Raw genomic sequence first — 19,068 nt, forward strand, 5'->3', positions numbered from 1 at the left:
CCCGTCCGGTCCGGGGCGCCGTCGGCCCCTCCGTCATCCGGCCTCCAGCGGCGGGGCCGGCCTGCCGCCCGCGTCCAGGTAGGCCTGGGGCGGGTTCAGGCGCTGGCCGGGGAAGCCGCCCTTCTCGTACTTCAGGAGCTTCTTCGCCTTCTCCGGATCCGTCTCGCCCTCGCCGTACGCCGGGCACACCGGGGCGATGGGGCAGGCGCCGCAGGCCGGTTTACGGGCATGGCAGATACGGCGGCCGTGGAAGATCACGTGGTGCGAGAGCATCGTCCAGTCGCTCTTGGGGAAGAGCGCGCCGACGGCCGCCTCGATCTTGTCCGGCTCGGTCGCCTCGGTCCACCGCCAGCGCCGTACGAGCCGCTGGAAGTGCGTGTCCACGGTGATCCCGGGCCGCCCGAACGCGTTCCCCAGCACCACGAAGGCGGTCTTGCGGCCGACGCCGGGCAGTTTGACCAGGTCCTCGAGCCGGCCGGGGACCACCCCGCCGAACTCCTCCACGAGGGCTTTGGACAGGCCCATCACCGACTTGGTCTTGGCCCGGAAGAAGCCGGTGGGGCGCAGGATCTCCTCGACCTGCTCCGGGTTCGCGGCGGCCAGGTCCTCAGGAGTGGGGTACTTGGCGAAGAGGGCCGGGGTCGTCTGGTTCACCCGGAGGTCGGTCGTCTGGGCGGACAGGACCGTGGCGACCACCAGCTGGAAGGGGTTCTCGAAGTCCAGTTCGGGGTGGGCGTAGGGGTAGATCTCGGCGAGTTCGCGATTGATGCGGCGGGCGCGGCGGACCAGAGCGGTGCGGGACTCGGGCTTCCTGCCGGCGCCCTCGACCACGGCGCCCTTGCTCGCCGCTCTCGCGCCCGCGGCGCCCTTTGTTCCGGCGTCCCTGCTTCCGGCGTCCTTTGTTGCGGCCTTCTTGGCTGCGACCTTCTCGACGGCCGCTTTCTTACCGTCGGCCGCTTTCATCGCAGACATCTCGTTTGTCACCTTTGCCGTTTTCCTACCGCCGCCGGAGTCCTGTTCGCCGACAGCGGAAACGCGACGTACAACCACCCGCCCAGCCCCCTTGGCCTGTGCTCTCACCGGCGAATTGGACACTCGGCCAGCCTAAAGCCCGCCGCCGACATCCGCCCCGGGCCCTGAAGATCAGCCCCCAATTGGACCCCTGCCGCTTACCCCGGGACATGTGTGCGGCATCCTTGTGACAGATCACACTGTTTGGACCTTCCAGCAAAATGGGGAACACGGTCCCCTGGTAAGCGGGGAGCAAGATCCCCTGAGCAGGTCGACAAGGAGAGAACTCGTGGACGACGTTCTGCGGCGCAACCCGCTCTTCGCGGCTCTCGACGACGAGCAGGCCGCGGAACTGCGCGCCTCCATGAGCGAGGTGACCCTGGCCCGTGGCGACTCCCTCTTCCACGAGGGCGATCCGGGCGACCGGCTCTACGTCGTCACCGAAGGCAAGGTCAAGCTCCACCGCACCTCCCCGGACGGCCGGGAGAACATGCTGGCCGTGGTGGGCCCCAGCGAGCTCATCGGAGAGCTGTCGCTCTTCGACCCGGGTCCGCGCACGGCGACCGCCACCGCCCTCACCGAGGTCAAGCTCCTCGGTCTCGGCCACGGCGACCTCCAGCCCTGGCTGAACGCCCGCCCCGAGGTGGCCACCGCGCTGCTGCGCGCCGTCGCCCGGCGCCTGCGCAAGACCAACGACGCCATGTCGGACCTGGTCTTCTCGGACGTCCCCGGTCGCGTGGCCCGCGCCCTGCTGGACCTCTCGCGCCGCTTCGGCGTGCAGTCCGAGGAGGGCATCCACGTCGTGCACGACCTGACGCAGGAGGAGCTGGCCCAGCTCGTCGGCGCGTCGCGCGAGACCGTGAACAAGGCGCTGGCGGACTTCGCCCAGCGCGGGTGGCTGCGCCTGGAGGCGCGGGCGGTCATCCTGCTGGACGTGGAGCGACTGGCCAAGCGGTCGCGCTAGGCGCCGACGACGGTCGAGCGGTGAGGCCGGTCGGTGTGACCGTCCCTGGGGGCCACCGCCCCCAGGCCCCTGCCCTGAGCCCCGGCCTCGGGACTCGGGAGCCTCGCCCCCGGCCGCCGGGCGGCCCGTCGCCCCGTCAGCGGCCGAAAACGGTCCGCCGGACCGCTTACGGGCAGCAGAGTGGCCCCATGGCAGAAACGCTTCTCTCTCGCGGTCTCGATGCTCAGGGCCACATCGCCCGTGAAGGCTCCCTCGCGCGCGTGGGGCACGATTTCCGGCCGGTCGTCGCAGCGGCCCGCAACCGGATCCCGGACCTCTTCGGGTCGCGGATGCACAGCGCGTACCTCTACGGGTCGATCCCGCGCGGCACCGCGCGCGTGGGACGCAGTGATCTGGACCTCCTGGTGGTGCTGCGCGAGGAACCGACCGACGCGGACCGGGCCGCCTGCCGCACGCTCGACGAGGCCCTCGACGAGGACTTCCCGCAGATCGACGGCGGCGGGACTCTGCTGGTCGGCCACGCGCGCGTGCTGAGCGACCTGGAGAGGCACGACCTGGGGTGGTTCCTGGCCTGCCTGTGCACGCCCCTGCTCGGCGAGGATCTCGCCGGGCAGCTCCCCCGCTACCGTCCGGACTCCCTGCTCGCCCGCGAGACCAACGGGGACCTCGCACTGCTCCTGCCGCGCTGGCGCGAGCGCGTCACCTCGGCCGGCGACTCGCAGGAGGCCCTGCGGCCCCTCGTCCGGTTCATGTCCCGCCGCCTCGTGCGCACCGCCTTCACGCTCGTCATGCCCCGCTGGAACGGCTGGACGAGCGACCTGCACGGGATGGCGGAGGCCTTCGGCGCCTACTACCCGCGGCGCGCGGAGCAGCTGCGGGCCGCGGCCGTCCTCGGGTACGAGCCGCGGGGCGACCGCGCCGTCCTCTCGTCCTACGTCGACGACCTCGGCCCCTGGCTCGCCGAGGAGTACGCGCGCGTGCACGGCGTGAAGGCCCCCAGGCCGGAGGGCACCTAGACGCGCCCGGACGGGACTCCTAGATGAGCCCGTGCTCCTTGAGGTACTCCAGCTGCGCCCGCACGGACAGCTCCGCCGCCGGCCACAGGGAGCGGTCGACGTCTGCGTACACACGGGCGACGACCTCGGCCGGGGTGCGGTAGCCGTCCTCGACGGCCGTCTCGACCTGGGCGAGGCGGTGGGCGCGGTGGGCGAGGTAGAACTCCACGGCGCCCTGGGCGTCCTCCAGAACCGGTCCGTGGCCCGGCAGGACGGTGTGGACCCCGTCGTCGACCGTCAGGGACCTGAGCCGCCGCAGGGTGTCCAGGTAGTCGCCCAGGCGGCCGTCCGGGTGGGCGACGACGGTCGTGCCGCGGCCCAGGATCGTGTCGCCGGTCAGCACGGCCCGGTCCGCCGGGAGGTGGAAGCAGAGGGAGTCGGCGGTGTGGCCGGGCGTCGGGACGACCCGCAGCTCCAGGCCCCCCACCGTGATCACGTTCCCGGCGGCCAGGCCCTCCTCGCCCAGCCGCAGTGCCGGATCCAGCGCCCGCACCTTCGTGCCGGTCAGCTCGGCGAAGCGGGCCGCGCCCTCGGCGTGGTCGGGGTGGCCGTGCGTCAGCAGGGTGAGGGCGACGCGCCGGCCGGCCCGCTCCGCGGTGTCGACGACCGCGCGCAGATGCCCGCCGTCCAGCGGGCCCGGGTCGATCACGACGGCCAGGTCGGAGTCGGGCTCCGAGACGATCCAGGTGTTCGTGCCGTCCAGGGTCATCGCGGACGCGTTCGGCGCGAGGACGTTGACCGCGCGCGGGGTGGCCGGGCCGGAGAGGACTCCGCCGCGCGGCTGACCCGGGAGAGCGGCTGCGTCGGTCATGCGAGGGGGCCTTCCGTCGGGCCGACGGCCTCGGCCCCACCGGTCGCGTCGGTCGCCCCGGACGCCCCCGTTCTCCCGATCGGGATGTGTTTGGTGAACTCGTCGTGCCCCGGCCACGACAGCACGACCGCGCCGTCCTCGAGCCGGGCCTCGGCCAGGACGGGGGTCAGGTCGCGGCCGGGGGCCGCCGCGAGCGCCTCGGCGGCCGTGGCGTAGGGAGCGAGCCGGCGCAGCGTCGCGATGGTGGGCGGCATCATCAGCAGCTCGCCCTTGTCGTACGAGGCCGCCGCGTCGGCCGGGCGGATCCACACCGTGCGGTCGGCCTCCGTGGAGGCGTTGCGGGTGCGCTGTCCCTCGGGGAGGGCCGCCACGAAGAACCATGTGTCGTAACGGCGGGACTCGAACTCGGGGGTGATCCAACGCGTCCAGGCGCCGAGGAGGTCGGAGCGCAGGACCAGGCCGCGACGGTCGAGGAACTCGGCGAAGGACAGTTCACGGGCGGCCACCGCGGCCCGGTCTGCCTCCCAGTCGGCGCCCGTGGTGTCACTGACGACCGAGTCGGGCGTCGTCCCCGCGAGCAGGACGCCGGCCTCCTCGTACGTCTCGCGCACGGCCGCGCAGACGATCGCCTGGGCCGCCGTCTCGTCGACGCCTAGCCGATCGGCCCACCACGCGCGCGTGGGGCCCGCCCAGCGGACGTGACGGTCGTCGTCGCGCGGGTCGACGCCGCCACCGGGATAGGCGTACGCGCCTCCGGCAAAGGCCATGGAGGCGCGTCTGCGCAGCATGTGGACGACCGGGCCGCCCTCGGTGTCCTTCAGGAGCATGACGGTGGCCGCCCGCCTGGGGAAGACCGGGACCAGGGTGCCGTCCGCGAGCGCGCGGATGCGTTCCGGCCAGTCCTGGGGGAACCACTGCCCATTCGCCATGGGCGCGAGGCTATCCCGTGGCGCGCGAATGTTCGAGAGGTCGCCGAGGTCAGAGCGCATTCACGGGACACCCGCGGGGCCGCCTCGAAGGGTCCGGGACGGCCGCGGGGTTCGTCTGCGCGGCCTTCCGAAGGCGCGTCCGGGAGGGGCTCCTACGGGACGAGCTCCACCTGGATCTCGACCTCCACGGGCGCGTCCAGCGGCAGCACCGCGACACCCACCGCGCTCCGCGCGTGCACGCCCTTGTCGCCGAGGACCTCGCCCAGCAGTTCGCTCGCGCCGTTGAGGACGGCGGGCTGGCCCGTGAAGTCCGCGGCCGAGGCCACGAAGCCGACTACCTTCACCACGCGCGCGATGCGGTCCAGGTCACCGGCGACCGACTTGACGGCGGCCAGGGCGTTCAGCGCGCAGGTGCGGGCCAGCTCCTTGGCCTCCTCGGGCGTGACCTCGGCGCCGACCTTGCCGGTGATCGGCAGCTTGCCGTCCACCATCGGCAGCTGGCCGGCCGTGTACACGTACGGGCCGGACTGCACGGCCGGCTGGTAGGCCGCGAGGGGCGGCACGACCGCAGGCAGGGTCAGACCCAGCTCCGCGAGCCTCTCCTCGACCGCGCTCACGCCTTCGCCCGCTTCAGGTAGGCGACGAGCTGCTCCGGGTTGTTCGGCCCGGGCACGACCTGGACGAGCTCCCAGCCGTCCTCGCCCCAGGTGTCCAGAATCTGCTTCGTGGCATGGACGAGCAGCGGCACGGTTGCGTATTCCCACTTGGTCATGGGGGCGACTGTATCCGCTGTTGCCGCAGGGCCTCTTCCACAGGCCATGTGGCCGATACCGCCCCCCGTTGTCCACAGTCTCCCGATTGCCTCGGGCGCCGAATGGTTACGCTCGAAGACGTGAGCAGGCTCCAGGTCGTCAGCGGCAAGGGCGGGACCGGTAAGACGACGGTCGCCGCGGCACTAGCGCTCGCCCTCGCCACGGCGGGGAAGCGGACGCTTCTCGTCGAGGTGGAGGGCCGGCAGGGCATCGCCCAGCTCTTCGAGAGGGAGGTGTTGCCCTATGAGGAACGCAAGATCGCCGTCGCCTCGGGGGGCGGTGAGGTGTACGCACTGGCCATCGATCCCGAACTGGCCCTTCTGGACTACCTCCAGATGTTCTACAAGCTGGGAAGCGCCGGACGGGCCCTGAAGAAGCTCGGCGCCATCGACTTCGCCACCACCGTCGCGCCCGGCCTGAGGGACGTACTCCTCACCGGCAAGGCGTGTGAGGCGGTACGACGCAAGGACAAGAACGGGCGGTTCGTCTACGACTACGTCGTGATGGACGCCCCGCCCACCGGACGTATCACCCGCTTCCTGAACGTCAACGACGAGGTCGCCGGGCTGGCCAGGATCGGCCCGATACACAACCAGGCGCAGGCCGTCATGAGGGTGCTGAAGTCCCCGGAGACGGCCGTGCACCTGGTGACGCTGCTCGAGGAGATGCCCGTCCAGGAGACCGCCGACGGTATCGCCGAGTTGCGGGCCGCGAAGCTGCCGGTGGGGCGGGTCATCGTCAACATGGTGCGCCCCGAGGTGTTGGACGAGGACCGGCTGGAACTCGTACGGACCGTGACCCGTTCCTCAGTTGCCCGGTCGTTGTCCGCCGCCGGGCTCGGCGGGGCGCGGCGCGGCGGGCACGCCGAGCGGCTGGTGGAACCGCTCCTCCAGCAGGCCGAGGAGTACGCCGAGCGGCATGCGCTGGAGCACGAGCAGCGCGCGGTCCTCGGACAGCTCGATCTGCCGCTGCACGAACTGCCGTTGCTCGCCGAGGGCATGGACCTCGCGGGTTTGTACCAGCTCGCCACCGAACTGCGGAAGCAAGGGATCGCATGAGTCCGGACCAGGCTCACGACAAGGGAAGCACCCGGCGCCGTCTCTCCCCCGCGCCCGTGCTGGACCTCGATCCGCTGATCGACGACCCGGCGACCCGCATCGTGGTGTGCTGCGGCTCGGGCGGCGTCGGCAAGACGACCACGGCGGCGGCGCTGGGGCTCAGGGCGGCCGAGCGGGGCCGCAAGGTGGTGGTCCTCACCATCGACCCGGCGCGTCGGCTCGCCCAGTCCATGGGCATCGACTCGCTGGACAACACCCCACGCCGCGTCAAGGGCGTCGAGGGGGACGGCGAACTGCACGCCATGATGCTCGACATGAAGCGCACCTTCGACGAGATCGTCGAGGCGCACGCGGACGCCGAGCGGGCTACCGCGATCCTGGGCAACCCGTTCTACCAGTCGCTCTCGGCGGGCTTCGCGGGCACGCAGGAGTACATGGCGATGGAGAAGCTGGGGCAGCTGCGCGCGCGTGACGAGTGGGACCTGATCGTCGTCGACACGCCGCCGTCCCGCTCGGCGCTGGACTTCCTGGACGCGCCGAAGCGGCTCGGGTCGTTCCTGGACGGCAAGCTGATCCGCCTCCTGCTCGCGCCCGCCAAGGTCGGCGGACGCGCGGGGATGAAGTTCCTGAACGTCGGAATGTCGATGATGACCGGCGTGCTGGGCAAGCTGCTCGGCGGGCAGCTGCTGAAGGACGTGCAGACGTTCGTCGCGGCGATGGACTCGATGTTCGGCGGCTTCCGCACCCGCGCGGACGCCACGTACAAGCTGCTCCAGGCGCCCGGCACGGCGTTCCTGGTGGTGGCGGCTCCCGAGCGGGACGCGCTGCGGGAGGCCGCGTACTTCGTGGAGCGGCTGGCCGCCGAGGACATGCCGCTGGCCGGCCTGGTGCTCAACCGCGTGCACGGCAGCGGCGCCGCCCAGCTGTCCGCCGAGCGGGCGCTCGCCGCCGCGGAGAACCTCGACCTCGTCGATGCCGACACCGCAGAAAATCTTGAAGAGACCCGCATTGTGGATCAGGACGGCGGGAAAGCTGGACTTCGTAACTCTCCCGACACGTACGGCAGTTCAGAATCTCCCGCAACCGATCCGGAGCGCGGCGCCCCCACCGACGCGGGCCGGATCACGGCCACCGGCACGGACCGGACAGCGCACGCCGACACGCACACAGGCGCGGACTCCGGCGTGGACGCGGACCGGACCGTGGACGATCTCACCGCAGGCCTGCTGAGGCTGCATGCGGAACGCATGCACCTGCTCTCCCGCGAGCAGCGCACGCGTGACCGCTTCACGGCGCTCCACCCCGAGGTGGCGGTGTCCGAAGTGGCCGCGCTGCCCGGTGACGTGCATGACCTCACTGGACTGCGGGACATCGGGAACCGGCTCGCGGCCAACCGGCCGGAGCTGCCCGAGGCTGCCGACGCCTGAGCCGAGGGTTCCCCTCAGCCCACCGCCGCGTAGTTCTCGTACATCTGGTCGTCGTCGAGCGGCAGGATGCCCGCCCCACGCTCGTACTCCGAACGCGCCGTCTCCAGCAGCCGGCGCCAGGAGGTCACGGTCGGCCGCCTGCGCAGCAGTGCGCGGCGCTCGCGCTCGGTCATGCCTCCCCACACGCCGAACTCGACGCGGTTGTCGAGCGCGTCGGCCAGGCATTCGGTGCGTACCGGGCATCCGGTGCACACCGCCTTGGCCCTGTTCTGCGCTGCTCCCTGAACGAACAGTTCATCCGGATCGGTAGTGCGGCAGGCAGCCTGCGCACTCCAGTCGGTTACCCAGCCCATACCGGCGCCGTCCTCTCCCGAATCGAGGCTCCCCCACGGCGGCAGCGGCATATTCACCGCCGCCAGTTGAGGACGTTACGGAAGGTGGGCACAGCGCAACACCCCCTTCGGGCCCAATCTTGAATGGCCCGAACGGACTATGCGTAAGCGGCAGATCACCCGGGGGAGTGAGCCCGCGACATATGCGACTTTCCCGGTGAACGGGACAGTTCAGTTGAGTCACAACGGACGCCGGGTGACACACGCGGCGGATTCGGACACGTCCCCACCAAAAAAGTCGGGGAACCTCCGGAACGATTCGGGGTCGCCGGACGTATTGATACGTAGTCCTGCTGCTGTGACAGTTGAGAGCAGCTTAGGCCAAGGCATTGACGCGTGTCCGGCGAATGAGAACGTAGGCTGCCCTCATGCCAAAGAAGCGCTCGGGCGGTGGTCTGTCGCCAACGCAGCAGGCCGCAAAGTTCCTCGGTGTCAGTGTGCTCGCGGGAGCCGTGCTGGCAGGTATCGCCCTGCCCGCGGTCGGTGCGCTGGGCCTCGCCGCCAAGGGGTCGGTGGAGTCGTTCGATGAACTCCCGGCCAACCTGAAGACACCGCCGCTGAGCCAGCGCACCACGATCCTCGACGCCGAAGGCGGCCAGATCGCCACGGTCTACTCACGGGACCGCACCGTGGTCGACCTCAAGAACGTCTCGCCGTACATGCAGAAGGCGATCGTCGCGATCGAGGACTCGCGCTTCTACGAGCACGGCGCGGTCGACCTCAAGGGGGTCCTGCGCGCGCTCAACAAGAACGTGCAGAGCAGCGGGGTCTCCCAGGGCGCCTCGACGCTCACCCAGCAGTACGTGAAGAACGTCTTCGTCGAGGAGGCCGGTGACGACCCGACGAAGGTCGCGCAGGCCACCCAGCAGACCATCGGCCGCAAGATCAAGGAGCTGAAGTACGCGATCCAGGTGGAGGAGGAGCTCGGCAAGAAGAAGATCCTCGAGAACTACCTGAACATCACGTTCTTCGGTGAGCAGGCCTACGGCGTCGAGGCCGCCGCCCAGCGCTACTTCTCCACCCACGCCAAGGACCTCACCCTCCCGCAGGCGGCGCTGCTGGCCGGCATCGTCCAGTCACCCAGTCGCTACGACCCGGTCAACGACGAGGCCGAGGCCACCAAGCGCCGCAACACGGTACTGAAGCGCATGGCCGAGGTCGGGGACATCTCCGAGGCCGAGGCCGCGAAGGCACAGCAGGCCCCGCTGGGTCTGAAGGTCAAGCAGCCGAAGAACGGCTGCATCACCGCCGCCAAGGGCGCCAGCTTCTTCTGCAAATACGTGGAGCGCGTCTTCCTCAGCGACCCGGTCTTCGGCAAGACCAAGGAGGAGCGGGCGAAGGTCTGGAACCAGGGCGGCCTGACCATCCGGACGACCCTCCAGCCGCAGGCCCAGAAGTCCGTCCAGGACTCGCTCAAGGATCACGTCTACAAGTCGGACAAGGTCGCCGCGGCCGCCACGCTCGTCGAGCCCGGCACCGGCAAGATCCTCGGCATGGGACAGTCGAAGCCGTACGGCTACGGCAAGAACGAGACCGAGTACAACTACTCCGTCAACTCCTCCATGGGCGGCTCGAACTACGGCTTCCCGACCGGCTCGACCTTCAAGCCCTTCGTGGCCGCGGCCGCGCTGGAGGAGGGGCGCCCGCCGAACCAGAGCTACCCGGCGCCGTACGAGATGCCGTACCCGGCCACCGTCCAGACGTGCAGCAGCAAGCCGTGGACCAATCAGGGCAACGACAAGCTGGAGAACGAGAGCGAGTCCGAGAAGGGGCCGTACCAGCTGAGGAAGGCCATGGAGCTGTCCGTCAACACCTACTTCGTGCAGATGCTCGCCGACATCGGCATGTGCCCCGTGGTGAAGATGACGGACAAGCTCGGCGTGGTCCAGGGCAACGGCGACAAGGTCCCCGAGGTGCCCTCGTCGATGACCCTCGGCTCCACCGGCCTCTCCCCCCTGACGATGGCGAGCGCGTACGCGGCCTTCGCCAGCCGGGGCATGTACTGCACCCCGGTCGCGATCGAGTCGATCACCCAGACCGTGGGCGGCGCGAAGAAGTCGCTGGAGGTCCCGAAGTCGACCTGCTCGCGCGCGATGAGCGAGAAGACCGCGGACACCGTCAACACGCTGCTGAGCGGCGTGGTCGACTCCGGCACCGGCCAGCAGGCCGGTCTGTCCGGCCGCGCCAACGCCGGTAAGACGGGTACGACGGACTCCCGCAAGAACGCCTGGTTCGTCGGCTACACCCCGAACCTCGCCGGCGCCGTGTGGGTCGGCAGTGCCACCCAGAAGGTGGAGATGACCAACATCACCATCGGTGGCGTCTACCACTCCCAGGTCTACGGCGGCGACACCCCCGGCCCGATCTGGCGCGACGCGATGACCGGCGCGCTGGAGGGCAAGGAAGCCCCGCCCTTCAACCTCGTCGACATCCCGAACCCGCCGCCGCCCGCCAAGGACCCCGGCGACAAGAACGACGACGACAACGGAGACGGCAACGGGAACAACGGCGGCAACGACGGCGGCTTCCTCAGCGGCCTGCTGACCAACGGCGGGACGAACGGCGGCAACGCGACCAACGGCGACGGAGGCACCTTCTTCCAGGGCCAGACCAACGGGAACGGCAACGGAAACGGCGGGGGCCGAGGCTGAGGCCGCCAGGCCGGCGAGCGCGCCGGTCCGGCGAGCCCTGGGGGTCCGCGAGCCTGTGGGTCCGCGAACTGTCGGCCGGCGCGCGAAGTGGCTCGGCCAGCCTGCCGGTCCAGCGAGCCCGTCGGCCGGTGCGTCAGTCAGCCCGTGCCCATGACCGGTTCGGCACGGCGGCTGAGCGTCCGGGCCGAGGCTGAGCCGAGAACGAGGACACGACGAACGGCCCCTGCTTCTCCGTACGGGAGTTCATCTCGTACGGAGAAGCAGGGGCCGTTCGTCACAGTGGGGGCCGTTCGTCATACGCGTGCCGCTTGCCTTGCGGGGCGGGCTCGTGCCCGGCCTCGCAAGGCAAGCTCGGGCCTGCGTCGTACGGGGCTGGGCTCGTACCTGGCCTGCGGGGCTGCCGTGCTTGTCCGATACGGGGCCGGAGCTCGTGGGAGCAGTGGCCGAGGGTCGGCGGGCCGGGAGAAAGAGGGTGGCCGGGGTCGCCGCAGCGACACGCGTGCGACCGGTGTCAGCCCGCGAGCAGCTTCTTCACGACAGCGGCAACGCGGCCGCCCTCGGCCAGGCCGGCCACCTTCGGGTTCACGATCTTCATGACGGCACCCATCGCCCGCGGCCCTTCGGCACCGGCGGCCTTCGCCTCCGCGACGGCCTGGGCGACGATCTCGGTCAGCTCCTCTTCGCCGAGCTGCTTGGGCAGGTAGGTGGCGAGCAGCTCGCCCTCCGCCTTCTCCCGCTCGGCCGACTCGGCCCGACCACCCTGCGCGAAGGCGTCCGCGGCCTCGCGGCGCTTCTTCGCCTCCTTGGTGATCACCTTGAGGACCTCGTCGTCGGAGAGCTGGCGCTTCTCCTTGCCCGCGACCTCCTCCTTGGTGATCGCGGTCAGTGTGAGCCGGAGCGTCGAGGAGCGGAGCTCGTCGCGCTCCTTGATGGCGGCGTTGAGGTCTTCCTGCAGCTTCGACTTGAGCGTGGTCATGGGTTTGATTGTCGCAGGTGTCGGCGGCCGTACGCCCGCTGATTTAAGGGGCGGCGAAGCAAAGGGGGTTGGCGGCGTCTGAGACGATGGACGTATGCGCGCGCGATACGGAGTACCTCTTTCCATTGCGGCGGCCGGCACCGCCGGCCTGGTGTACGCGGCGGGTTTCGAAGCCCGCTCCTTCCGCCTGCGACGGGTGACCGTCCCCGTCCTCCCCGCCGGTATGGGCCCCCTGCGCGTGTTGCAGGTCTCCGACATCCACATGGTCGGCGGCCAGCGCAAGAAGCAGCGCTGGCTGCGCTCGCTGGCCGGGCTGCGTCCCGACTTCGTGATCAACACGGGCGACAACCTGTCCGACCCGGAGGGCGTGCCCGAGGTCCTGGACGCCCTCGGCCCGCTGATGGAGTTCCCCGGCGCGTACGTCTTCGGCTCGAACGACTACTACGGCCCGAAGCCGCGCAACCCCGCTCGCTACCTCCTCGAGAAGGTCCAGGGACGCCACGGCCTGAACGGCAACCCGCCCGTGGTCGGCGTGATCCACAACCCGTGGGAGGACCTCCGCGAGGGTTTCGACGCGGCGGGCTGGCTGAACCTGACGAACACCCGGGGCATGCTCAAGATCGAGGGCGTGTCGGTCGAGCTGACCGGCCTGGACGACCCGCACATCAAGCGCGACCGCTACGCCCGGGTGGCGGGCGGCCCCTCGGCGTCGTCCGACTTCTCGATGGGCGTCGTGCACGCGCCCTACCTGCGGGTCCTGGACGCGTACACGGCGGACGGCTACCCCCTCGTCCTGGCCGGCCACACCCACGGAGGTCAGCTCTGCATCCCCTTCTACGGCGCCCTGGTCACCAACTGCGACCTGGACGCGGACCGCGTGAAGGGCCTGTCGACGCACACGGCGGAGGGCCACACGTCCTACCTGCACGTCTCCGCGGGATGCGGAACGAATCGCTACACCCCGGTGAGGTTCGCGTGCCCGCCCGAGGTGACGTTGCTGACGCTGGTGGAGAAGGAGCAAGGGAGGTAGGGGAAGTAGGAGAAGCAGGAGGCCGGGTCGGCCCCCGCGCATGACCCCGGCCGCCCTTGGGGTCACTGCCAGGCCGTCACCCGAACGGCTCACCCATATCGCCCGCTTCATCCCCTTTGCCTAGCGTGAGGGCATGACCGCGCCGATACCCAGGGACATCCCGGACCTGCCCGCGATACCGCGGACCCACGCGCTCCTGCTCTCCTCCGTCCCCGCCTCGGCGGTGGTGGCCCCCGTACGCCGTCCCCTGGCCGCCGTCCTGCGTCTGCTTCTGGCCGGAACCGCCGCCGCGGGCGTGACGCTCGCCCTACTGCTCGGCAGCCCCGTGAGGGTGCTGAGCCACTTCGCGATCCAGAGCAACATCCTGCTGGCCCTGGTCACACTGCTCTCCGCCCGCCGCGCGTGGACGGCCCGCCGCCCGCTCCCCGCGGCCCTGACGGGCGCCGCGCTCCTCTACGTCACGATCACCGGGCTGGTCTACCACCTGCTCCTCGCGGACGCGGCCGTCCCCTTCTCGGTCACCGGCACGACGACCGCCCCCACGGGGTGGCTCCTCGTCGCCGGGTACCTCATCCACACGGTGACACCGGCAGCCGCAGCCCTGGACTGGCTGCTGCTGACACCCCCGGGCCGACTGCGCCTACGCCGGGCCGCCACCTGGATGCTCTACCCCGTGGCCTACCTGGCGTTTTCGCTCGCCCGCGCCCAGCTGATCACTCCGGGAACCCGGGGCCGCTACCTCTACCCCTTCCTCGACGCCGAGGCCCACGGCTACAAGCACGCCCTCGCCAACGCCCTGCTCCTCGGCCTCTCCATCTACGCCCTCGCGGTCCTCCTCGTGGCCCTCGACCACGCCCGCCCCAACCCGATCAGACACCGTGCCAAAACCGGATTTCGTCTCGGGCCACCGGTGGGCTAAAGTAAACGACGTCGCCGCGACAAGCAGGACAAGCAGCGACATCGGGGTGTAGCGCAGCTTGGCAGCGCGCTTCGTTCGGGACGAAGAGGTCGTGGGTTCAAATCCCGCCACCCCGACACAGGTCAGAGGCCCATTCACGTGATCGTGAATGGGCCTCTGCCGTGCGTACAGCAGCGGAGTACAGCAACCGCTATGACTCTTGCTGGCCGTCCCTGGCCGCCTGCTCCTCTGCCCGCTTTTGCTGCTTGCGCTTGCCCTTCTTTTCCTTCCTCTCCTTCTTCTGCTTGCTGCCGCCGCCTAGTGCCTTTCCGAGCTTGCGGAGCGCCCGGCGCGTGTCGGCGGAAGGCACGTGGGTGTAGACCTCCATCGTCACTGCGATCTCGGAGTGGCGAAGGATCTGCATCGCGATCCGCGGGTGGACGTCGAGCGCGGCCAGGAGCGAGGCGCAGGTGTGTCGGGTGTCGTGCACGCGGATGCAGCGGACGCCGGCGCGCTCGCAGCGGCGGTCGAACTCACGGGTGAAGTTCCTCGGCTCGACCGGGGTGCCGTACCGGGTGGTGAAGACCATGTCCGATTCGGTCCAGAGATCATCCGCCCGCTCCCTCGCCGCCTGCTGTTCCTTCTGGCGAAGCCGGAGGGCGGTCAGGCAGATGTCCGGCAGGGGGAGCACCGCCTCCGACGCCTCCGTCTTGGCCGTGTCGGTGTGCAGGAGACGCATCGGCACCGGTGCACCCTGCTACAGCACCCCGACCGGCTGCCCCTACGACAGCCTGAACGTCGGAGCGCAGACCTTCCCCGGCGCGCCGTACCAGGGCATCGACGTCGACCCGGACGCCGTGTTCCTCAACTCCACGGACCCGGCGGCCTACTGCGACGGCGGTGCCGGCGGCACCGGCGTCCTCAGGTTCGACTCCCCCTGCTGGACCGCCAACAAGCCGCTCGCCAAGATCACAGCGGTCTGAGAACGAACCGACTCTGCTGACCCGGTGCAGGGCAATACCTGCGCCGCAGCCCCGCCGGATGACTCGCACTGGCTGGTGACCACCACACGGTGGTCACCGGCCGACTGTTTTCTGTAGTGCGTATGTCAGTCGTGAGCCGTGCTGTACGCCATGGGGCAGATGCGGCGACACTCATCAAGGTGATGGAGTCCACTCTTCGCGGTCTACCGTTCAGACCGGCCTACGTCGTGCTGCGGTAGGGGAGCCGCATCACGGAGCCCCGAGTGGATCCGTGATGCGGTACAGCAACGAAGTACAGCAACCCCAGCAACCGGCAGCGACCACCACCGGCCGCCCAGACCTTCCCCGCAGCCTGCATGACCTCCAATGACCGATCTCTACAGAGCTACGGATCAGAACGTGCCGCCCACTGTGCCTGAGTGGCGAGATCACGCCCTCTACAGGGAACGGAGTGCGGCTGTACCGTGCGCTTCGCACACATAGGAGCACCTCAGGGCACTGGAGCCAGACCTGTGATAGCTATGCGACTTGCCTCTGAGGCCATGAACACAGCCTTCATCGCCGCCATTGCCGGCGTGGCTGGCGCCCTGGTGGGAGGGGTGGCCACCGTTACCGCCGCTCGTTCCGCCAGCCGGGGATCCGTGGGTGCTGCCGCCAAATCAGGAGCTGATGCCTACGGCATGTCCGTTCGCCAGACGCGGATGGACTCGTACCAGGAGTTCGCCAAGGCTGCTCGCCTGTCGGTAAGTCAGATACAAGACGCCGCCAACTCAGTCGGGGCGTACAGCCAAAGCATCGGAGAAGACGAGCGTCGCGGCGCCGTCCCCTCCCTACAGGACCTTTTGGCTCAACTCGATCCGATGGGCGACGCCGCGATCCGCGTACGGCTCGCCGGCCCAAAGGTCGTCGCTGAAGAGGCGTATGCAGTGCTTGAGAAGTGTGGGAACGCGCTGGGTGACCTGGACAGCTATGTCGGACTGGTCCAAAGCAGCCCCTTCATGTCAGTAGACAGCGACGATCTCGTGATCATGACGGAAGGCCCCCTGATCCGGTACCGCGAGGTAGCAGCCTCCGTCGGAGCTGCTTCGAATGCGATCGCGAGATTCCTTGACGTAGCGCGTGACCACCTGGACGACTGGAATGGAAGACCCGCCTAGCGGCGTACCGAGAGCCAGGCTTGGTCGAACACGAACCCGCGTCCGGTGAGTGTCTGGATGCGTGACAACGCCGACGAACACCGGCGGACGAGCGCGGACGTCTGCGGACCATCAGTGCGGGTGAGGAGTGCACCAAATCCCGCCACCCCAACACAGGTCGGAGGCCCATTCGCTTGATCGCGAATGGGCCTCTGACGTGCGTACAGCAGCGGAGCACAGCAACCGCTACAGCGGAAAAATACGTGCAGGTATCAGCGGGCCGGGCGCCGGGTGGAGCGCCAGATGGAGCGAGCCGCCAGGTAGAGCAGATCGGCGACGAGGAGTAGTACGCCGACGGACATCAGGTAGAGCATGCCGTCGACGGCTGCGCCGATGGCGATCAGAGCGGTTCCGGCGATGAGCAGGGTCAGGAAGAGGACCACGACGGGATGCCTCCCGGGAAGGAACTGCGCGGGACCTCATGCGGTGCGTCGGGCGCGGTGGCGGGCCTCCCTGAGTCGAACCTTCGACGGGAGGCGGTCCAGGCCGGCCGAGTCTCGTGCGTGTACAAGTGTTTCGCAGCTCAGCTGTCCCAGAGTTCGCGCCGGCTCCGCGTAAGGCTCCAGCAACAGCCGCACGCGTGCGGTGGGGGCAGTACGTCGGCCCGACAGCCGGACCTGAGCCTGCGAAACCCCGTTCAGGGCTCGCGCCTCTTCCTCGATGGCGTCCTCCAGCGTGCGGCCGTCGAGCCGGGCAGCCGCGCCGTCCTCGCTCTGGACGAGGACCCGGTCCAGGCGATGTCCGCGCTGCGCGAGGAGCCACCACAACAGCAGGACCAGCAGGACGGCGAGCACCGCGATCACGGTCGGCCACCACCAACCCTCGTCCCGCCACCGGGTACGTCCCTCGGCACCCAACAGCACATCGTCCGGCCCGACGAAGGGCCACCAGCCCGGCATGCCGAAACCCCAGCGGCGCTGGAGATCCAGCCCTCCCACCAGCGCGCCGCCACCCAGGGCGAACAGTCCGAGGCCGAGAAGCCCCAGCAGCACCCGGTTCGCTGTCCTGAGCATCAGGATCACCTCAGCCCTTCTTCGGGCGCCGGACGCGCACGGCCAGTGTGGGTTGCCGGGCGAGACCCAAGGCCTTCACGGCTTCCCCGAGCGTGGCGGCCAGATCCTCGTGGACCTCCTCGAGCCCGCGAAAATGGGCCTGTGCCAGGACTTTGACCTTCCGGCGGCCGACAGCGATCTGGGCCGACCGGACACCGGGCACCCGCACCGCCCAGTCACGCAGCACCAGAGCGGCCGCGCGGCGGTCGAGCCCGGCTCGGACATCCTCGGTACCGGGGACGACGGTGGGCTGCCGCATGGGCAGCAGCCTGCGCAGACCCGGCGTCACCGCCAGCAGGAAGAGCCACAGGCCGAGGGCCATCGCCACCGCGGCCCCGACGATCACCCAGATGTCGTCCAGTGGCCGTGTGGCCAGTTCCTCGGCGAGCTGCCGCCGCCAGCTCATCGCGGACCGGCCTGCCCGCACCGAGACCACGTCGTACAGGAGCAGTCCGACGGCCGCGGCGGACAGCAGGGCCACCACGGTCGCGGGAATCCGCCGCGCCGACCAGAAGCGGCGCGCCGACCGGCCTGATGCGTCGGTCGTCGCCGTCTCGCCCGTGCCCGGGGTGTCATCGGCGGACGAAGCCGCCTGTCCGGGATCGGCGGGAAGGTTACTGTCGCTGTCACCGGTCGACTGCCGCCAGGTGTGCGCGCTCATCTCACCCTCTCCTGGTCCGTGTGACGTCCATGCACCGAGTGCAACCTCTCGACCGACACCACGAGGTCGGACACGTCCATGCCGACCCATGTCCTGAGCCGTTCGGTGACTTCCCGGCGCACCGCGGCGCACTGCGCCCCGATGTCGGACGGATAGCCGAGCTCGACGACGATGCGCAGCCGCGCCTCCCCGAGCACTGCCTGCCGTTGCGCGGCGGACTCGGCGTCTCGTCCTGCGGTATTCCGTCCCGGGGCTCGCCGCACAGATGTGTTCACACGTGGCGGGCGGCGGCCCCGCGGTACGCGGCCGGCTGACTCGGTGAACCCGCTCAGTGCCTCGCGCGTCACATGGGCGGCGATCTTCGCAACGACCCGGTCGGCGACGGTGATCGCACCGCGCTCCTCGCGGTGAACGGCCGGACGCCGATCTGCTTCGCCGGTCACTGCCGCCAGTCCCCCCGGGTCCGTCGCCGGTCGTCGCGGATCCGCTCCTGCCGGTCCCGGCGGCGGACGAAGTCGCCCGGTTCGAGATCGCCTTCCGTGAACCGCCCGACCACAAGACCGACGACACCCAGCCCCAGCACCAGCAGGAAAGCCCAGAAGTTACCGAAATACGCCGCGAAACCCAGCGCCATTCCGGCCATCAAGCCCACCACGGCCCTGCTCATCACGCGCCCCTTCACTCAAGCCGGCTGCTCCGCGCGCGCCCCGGCTACTGAATCCGCTGCCGCTCTTCCCCTTCGTCCTCCTCGTCGGCCGGCAGCTTCACGTCGCTGACCGTGATGTTGACTTCCACCACTTCCCGACCCGCCATCCGCTCCACCGCGGAGATCACGTTCTCCCGCACCTCGGCGGCCACTTCCGTGATCGAGACGCCGTAGTCGACGACGATCTCCAGGTCGATGGCCGCCTGTAGCTCTCCGACCTCGACACTGACCCCGCGCGTGACGGATTTGCCACTGCCGGCGCCGGGCACTCGCTCCCGCATGGCTCCCATCGAGCGGGCGCGTCCACTGCCCAGGGCATAGACGCCGAGCACGTCCCGTGCCGCCATTCCGGCGATCTTCTCCACCACCACATCGGCGACGGTCGTCCGGCCGCGAGAGCCGGGCGCAGTAGCGACTTTTACGCCGGTGTTCTCAGTCATCGGGACATTCCTCCCT

22 protein-coding genes, 1 tRNA gene and 2 pseudogenes are annotated in these 19,068 nt (G+C 69.9%); 10 read left to right on the forward strand and 15 right to left on the reverse strand.

Annotated elements, in window-relative coordinates; all coding sequences use genetic code 11:
* Window positions 1-33: 33 nt before the first annotated feature.
* Entirely contained in the window at window positions 34-972 is a 939-nt protein-coding gene (gene nth, locus OHS71_RS19035; protein ID WP_328480569.1) for an endonuclease III, read from the reverse strand.
* A 328-nt stretch (window positions 973-1,300) separates the two neighbouring features.
* Between nth and OHS71_RS19040 the strand changes: the two genes are divergently transcribed.
* Together OHS71_RS19040 and OHS71_RS19045 are read left to right on the forward strand one after the other, a co-directional pair.
* A complete protein-coding gene (locus OHS71_RS19040; RefSeq protein WP_020129286.1) occupies window positions 1,301-1,975 on the forward strand; it encodes a Crp/Fnr family transcriptional regulator in 675 nt (224 codons plus the stop codon).
* A 188-nt stretch (window positions 1,976-2,163) separates the two neighbouring features.
* The gene (locus tag OHS71_RS19045) at window positions 2,164-2,991 is read left to right on the forward strand and encodes a nucleotidyltransferase domain-containing protein (protein ID WP_328480570.1); all 828 of its coding nucleotides are present in this window, start codon (window positions 2,164-2,166) and stop codon (window positions 2,989-2,991) included.
* A 19-nt stretch (window positions 2,992-3,010) separates the two neighbouring features.
* Here OHS71_RS19045 and OHS71_RS41350 read toward each other — a convergent pair.
* The 5 genes and pseudogenes from OHS71_RS41350 to OHS71_RS19065 form a co-directional block, all read right to left on the reverse strand.
* Window positions 3,011-3,148 (reverse strand): annotated as a pseudogene (locus OHS71_RS41350) (MBL fold metallo-hydrolase); the annotation flags it as partial.
* Window positions 3,149-3,241: 93 nt separating this feature from the next.
* Window positions 3,242-3,841, reverse strand: a pseudogene (locus OHS71_RS19050) (MBL fold metallo-hydrolase); the annotation flags it as partial.
* Window positions 3,838-4,770 (reverse strand): NUDIX hydrolase, encoded by a 933-nt coding sequence (locus tag OHS71_RS19055; RefSeq protein WP_328480572.1) that lies wholly within the window; start codon window positions 4,768-4,770, stop codon window positions 3,838-3,840. The pseudogene OHS71_RS19050 and the gene OHS71_RS19055, both read right to left, overlap by 4 nt.
* A 152-nt stretch (window positions 4,771-4,922) precedes the next feature.
* Window positions 4,923-5,387 carry a RidA family protein gene (locus OHS71_RS19060; protein WP_328480573.1) on the reverse strand — a complete coding sequence of 155 codons (465 nt, stop codon included), beginning with the start codon at window positions 5,385-5,387 and terminating at the stop codon, window positions 4,923-4,925.
* The gene (locus OHS71_RS19065; protein ID WP_020129281.1) at window positions 5,384-5,542 is read right to left on the reverse strand and encodes a DUF4177 domain-containing protein; all 159 of its coding nucleotides are present in this window, start codon (window positions 5,540-5,542) and stop codon (window positions 5,384-5,386) included. Before OHS71_RS19065 ends, OHS71_RS19060 begins: the two co-directional genes overlap by 4 nt.
* 120 nt (window positions 5,543-5,662) lie before the next feature.
* Here OHS71_RS19065 and OHS71_RS19070 point away from each other — a divergent pair, with 120 nt between their 5' ends.
* Both OHS71_RS19070 and OHS71_RS19075 read left to right on the forward strand, forming a co-directional pair.
* Window positions 5,663-6,640: an ArsA-related P-loop ATPase gene (locus OHS71_RS19070; RefSeq protein WP_328480574.1), complete on the forward strand. Its 978-nt coding sequence runs from the start codon at window positions 5,663-5,665 to the stop codon at window positions 6,638-6,640.
* Window positions 6,637-8,067, forward strand: coding sequence for an ArsA family ATPase (locus OHS71_RS19075; protein ID WP_328480575.1), 1,431 nt, complete (start codon window positions 6,637-6,639; stop codon window positions 8,065-8,067). The genes OHS71_RS19070 and OHS71_RS19075 overlap by 4 nt, the downstream gene beginning before the upstream one ends.
* 14 nt (window positions 8,068-8,081) lie before the next feature.
* On the opposite strand, the gene wblA is transcribed toward OHS71_RS19075, so the two are convergent.
* Window positions 8,082-8,420, reverse strand: a complete 339-nt coding sequence (gene wblA, locus OHS71_RS19080; RefSeq protein WP_069768403.1) for a transcriptional regulator WblA — start codon at window positions 8,418-8,420, stop codon at window positions 8,082-8,084.
* A gap of 407 nt (window positions 8,421-8,827) precedes the next feature.
* Between wblA and OHS71_RS19085 the strand changes: the two genes are divergently transcribed.
* Complete coding sequence (locus OHS71_RS19085; protein ID WP_328480576.1) at window positions 8,828-11,110, forward strand: transglycosylase domain-containing protein; 2,283 nt, start codon at window positions 8,828-8,830, stop codon at window positions 11,108-11,110.
* Between the two features lie 511 nt (window positions 11,111-11,621).
* Here OHS71_RS19085 and OHS71_RS19090 read toward each other — a convergent pair.
* Entirely contained in the window at window positions 11,622-12,086 is a 465-nt protein-coding gene (locus OHS71_RS19090) for a GatB/YqeY domain-containing protein (protein WP_328480577.1), read from the reverse strand.
* Window positions 12,087-12,180: 94 nt separating this feature from the next.
* Here OHS71_RS19090 and OHS71_RS19095 point away from each other — a divergent pair, with 94 nt between their 5' ends.
* The 3 genes from OHS71_RS19095 to OHS71_RS19105 all read left to right on the forward strand — a co-directional run bounded on the left by OHS71_RS19095 (window position 12,181) and on the right by OHS71_RS19105 (window position 14,151).
* Entirely contained in the window at window positions 12,181-13,116 is a 936-nt protein-coding gene (locus tag OHS71_RS19095; protein ID WP_328480578.1) for a metallophosphoesterase, read from the forward strand.
* 133 nt (window positions 13,117-13,249) lie between these two features.
* Window positions 13,250-14,035: a Pr6Pr family membrane protein gene (locus OHS71_RS19100; protein ID WP_328480579.1), complete on the forward strand. Its 786-nt coding sequence runs from the start codon at window positions 13,250-13,252 to the stop codon at window positions 14,033-14,035.
* Between the two features lie 42 nt (window positions 14,036-14,077).
* Window positions 14,078-14,151 (forward strand) — tRNA-Pro (locus OHS71_RS19105).
* A 74-nt stretch (window positions 14,152-14,225) separates the two neighbouring features.
* Here OHS71_RS19105 and OHS71_RS19110 read toward each other — a convergent pair.
* On the reverse strand, window positions 14,226-14,753 hold the full coding sequence (locus tag OHS71_RS19110) for a tyrosine-type recombinase/integrase (RefSeq protein ID WP_328480580.1): 528 nt from the start codon (window positions 14,751-14,753) through the stop codon (window positions 14,226-14,228).
* Here OHS71_RS19110 and OHS71_RS19115 point away from each other — a divergent pair.
* Window positions 14,737-14,997 (forward strand): hypothetical protein, encoded by a 261-nt coding sequence (locus OHS71_RS19115; RefSeq protein ID WP_328480581.1) that lies wholly within the window; start codon window positions 14,737-14,739, stop codon window positions 14,995-14,997. The genes OHS71_RS19110 and OHS71_RS19115 overlap by 17 nt on opposite strands.
* A 542-nt stretch (window positions 14,998-15,539) precedes the next feature.
* Window positions 15,540-16,154: a hypothetical protein gene (locus tag OHS71_RS19120; protein WP_328480582.1), complete on the forward strand. Its 615-nt coding sequence runs from the start codon at window positions 15,540-15,542 to the stop codon at window positions 16,152-16,154.
* Between the two features lie 251 nt (window positions 16,155-16,405).
* On the opposite strand, the gene OHS71_RS19125 is transcribed toward OHS71_RS19120, so the two are convergent.
* From OHS71_RS19125 to OHS71_RS19150, 6 genes are all read right to left on the reverse strand, one after another.
* Window positions 16,406-16,576, reverse strand: a complete 171-nt coding sequence (locus OHS71_RS19125; protein WP_328480583.1) for a hypothetical protein — start codon at window positions 16,574-16,576, stop codon at window positions 16,406-16,408.
* 36 nt (window positions 16,577-16,612) lie between these two features.
* Window positions 16,613-17,206 carry an alkaline shock response membrane anchor protein AmaP gene (gene amaP / locus OHS71_RS19130; RefSeq protein WP_328480584.1) on the reverse strand — a complete coding sequence of 198 codons (594 nt, stop codon included), beginning with the start codon at window positions 17,204-17,206 and terminating at the stop codon, window positions 16,613-16,615.
* Window positions 17,207-17,216: 10 nt separating this feature from the next.
* Window positions 17,217-17,906 (reverse strand): DUF6286 domain-containing protein, encoded by a 690-nt coding sequence (locus OHS71_RS19135; RefSeq protein WP_328480585.1) that lies wholly within the window; start codon window positions 17,904-17,906, stop codon window positions 17,217-17,219.
* On the reverse strand, window positions 17,903-18,103 hold the full coding sequence (locus OHS71_RS19140) for a hypothetical protein (protein WP_328480586.1): 201 nt from the start codon (window positions 18,101-18,103) through the stop codon (window positions 17,903-17,905). The genes OHS71_RS19135 and OHS71_RS19140 overlap by 4 nt, the downstream gene beginning before the upstream one ends.
* A gap of 242 nt (window positions 18,104-18,345) precedes the next feature.
* Window positions 18,346-18,573, reverse strand: coding sequence for a hypothetical protein (locus tag OHS71_RS19145; protein ID WP_310433611.1), 228 nt, complete (start codon window positions 18,571-18,573; stop codon window positions 18,346-18,348).
* Window positions 18,574-18,617: 44 nt separating this feature from the next.
* Entirely contained in the window at window positions 18,618-19,052 is a 435-nt protein-coding gene (locus OHS71_RS19150) for an Asp23/Gls24 family envelope stress response protein (protein ID WP_328480587.1), read from the reverse strand.
* Window positions 19,053-19,068 lie beyond the last annotated feature (16 nt).

The organism is Streptomyces sp. NBC_00377 (assembly GCF_036075115.1).
Lineage (GTDB): Bacteria > Actinomycetota > Actinomycetes > Streptomycetales > Streptomycetaceae > Streptomyces.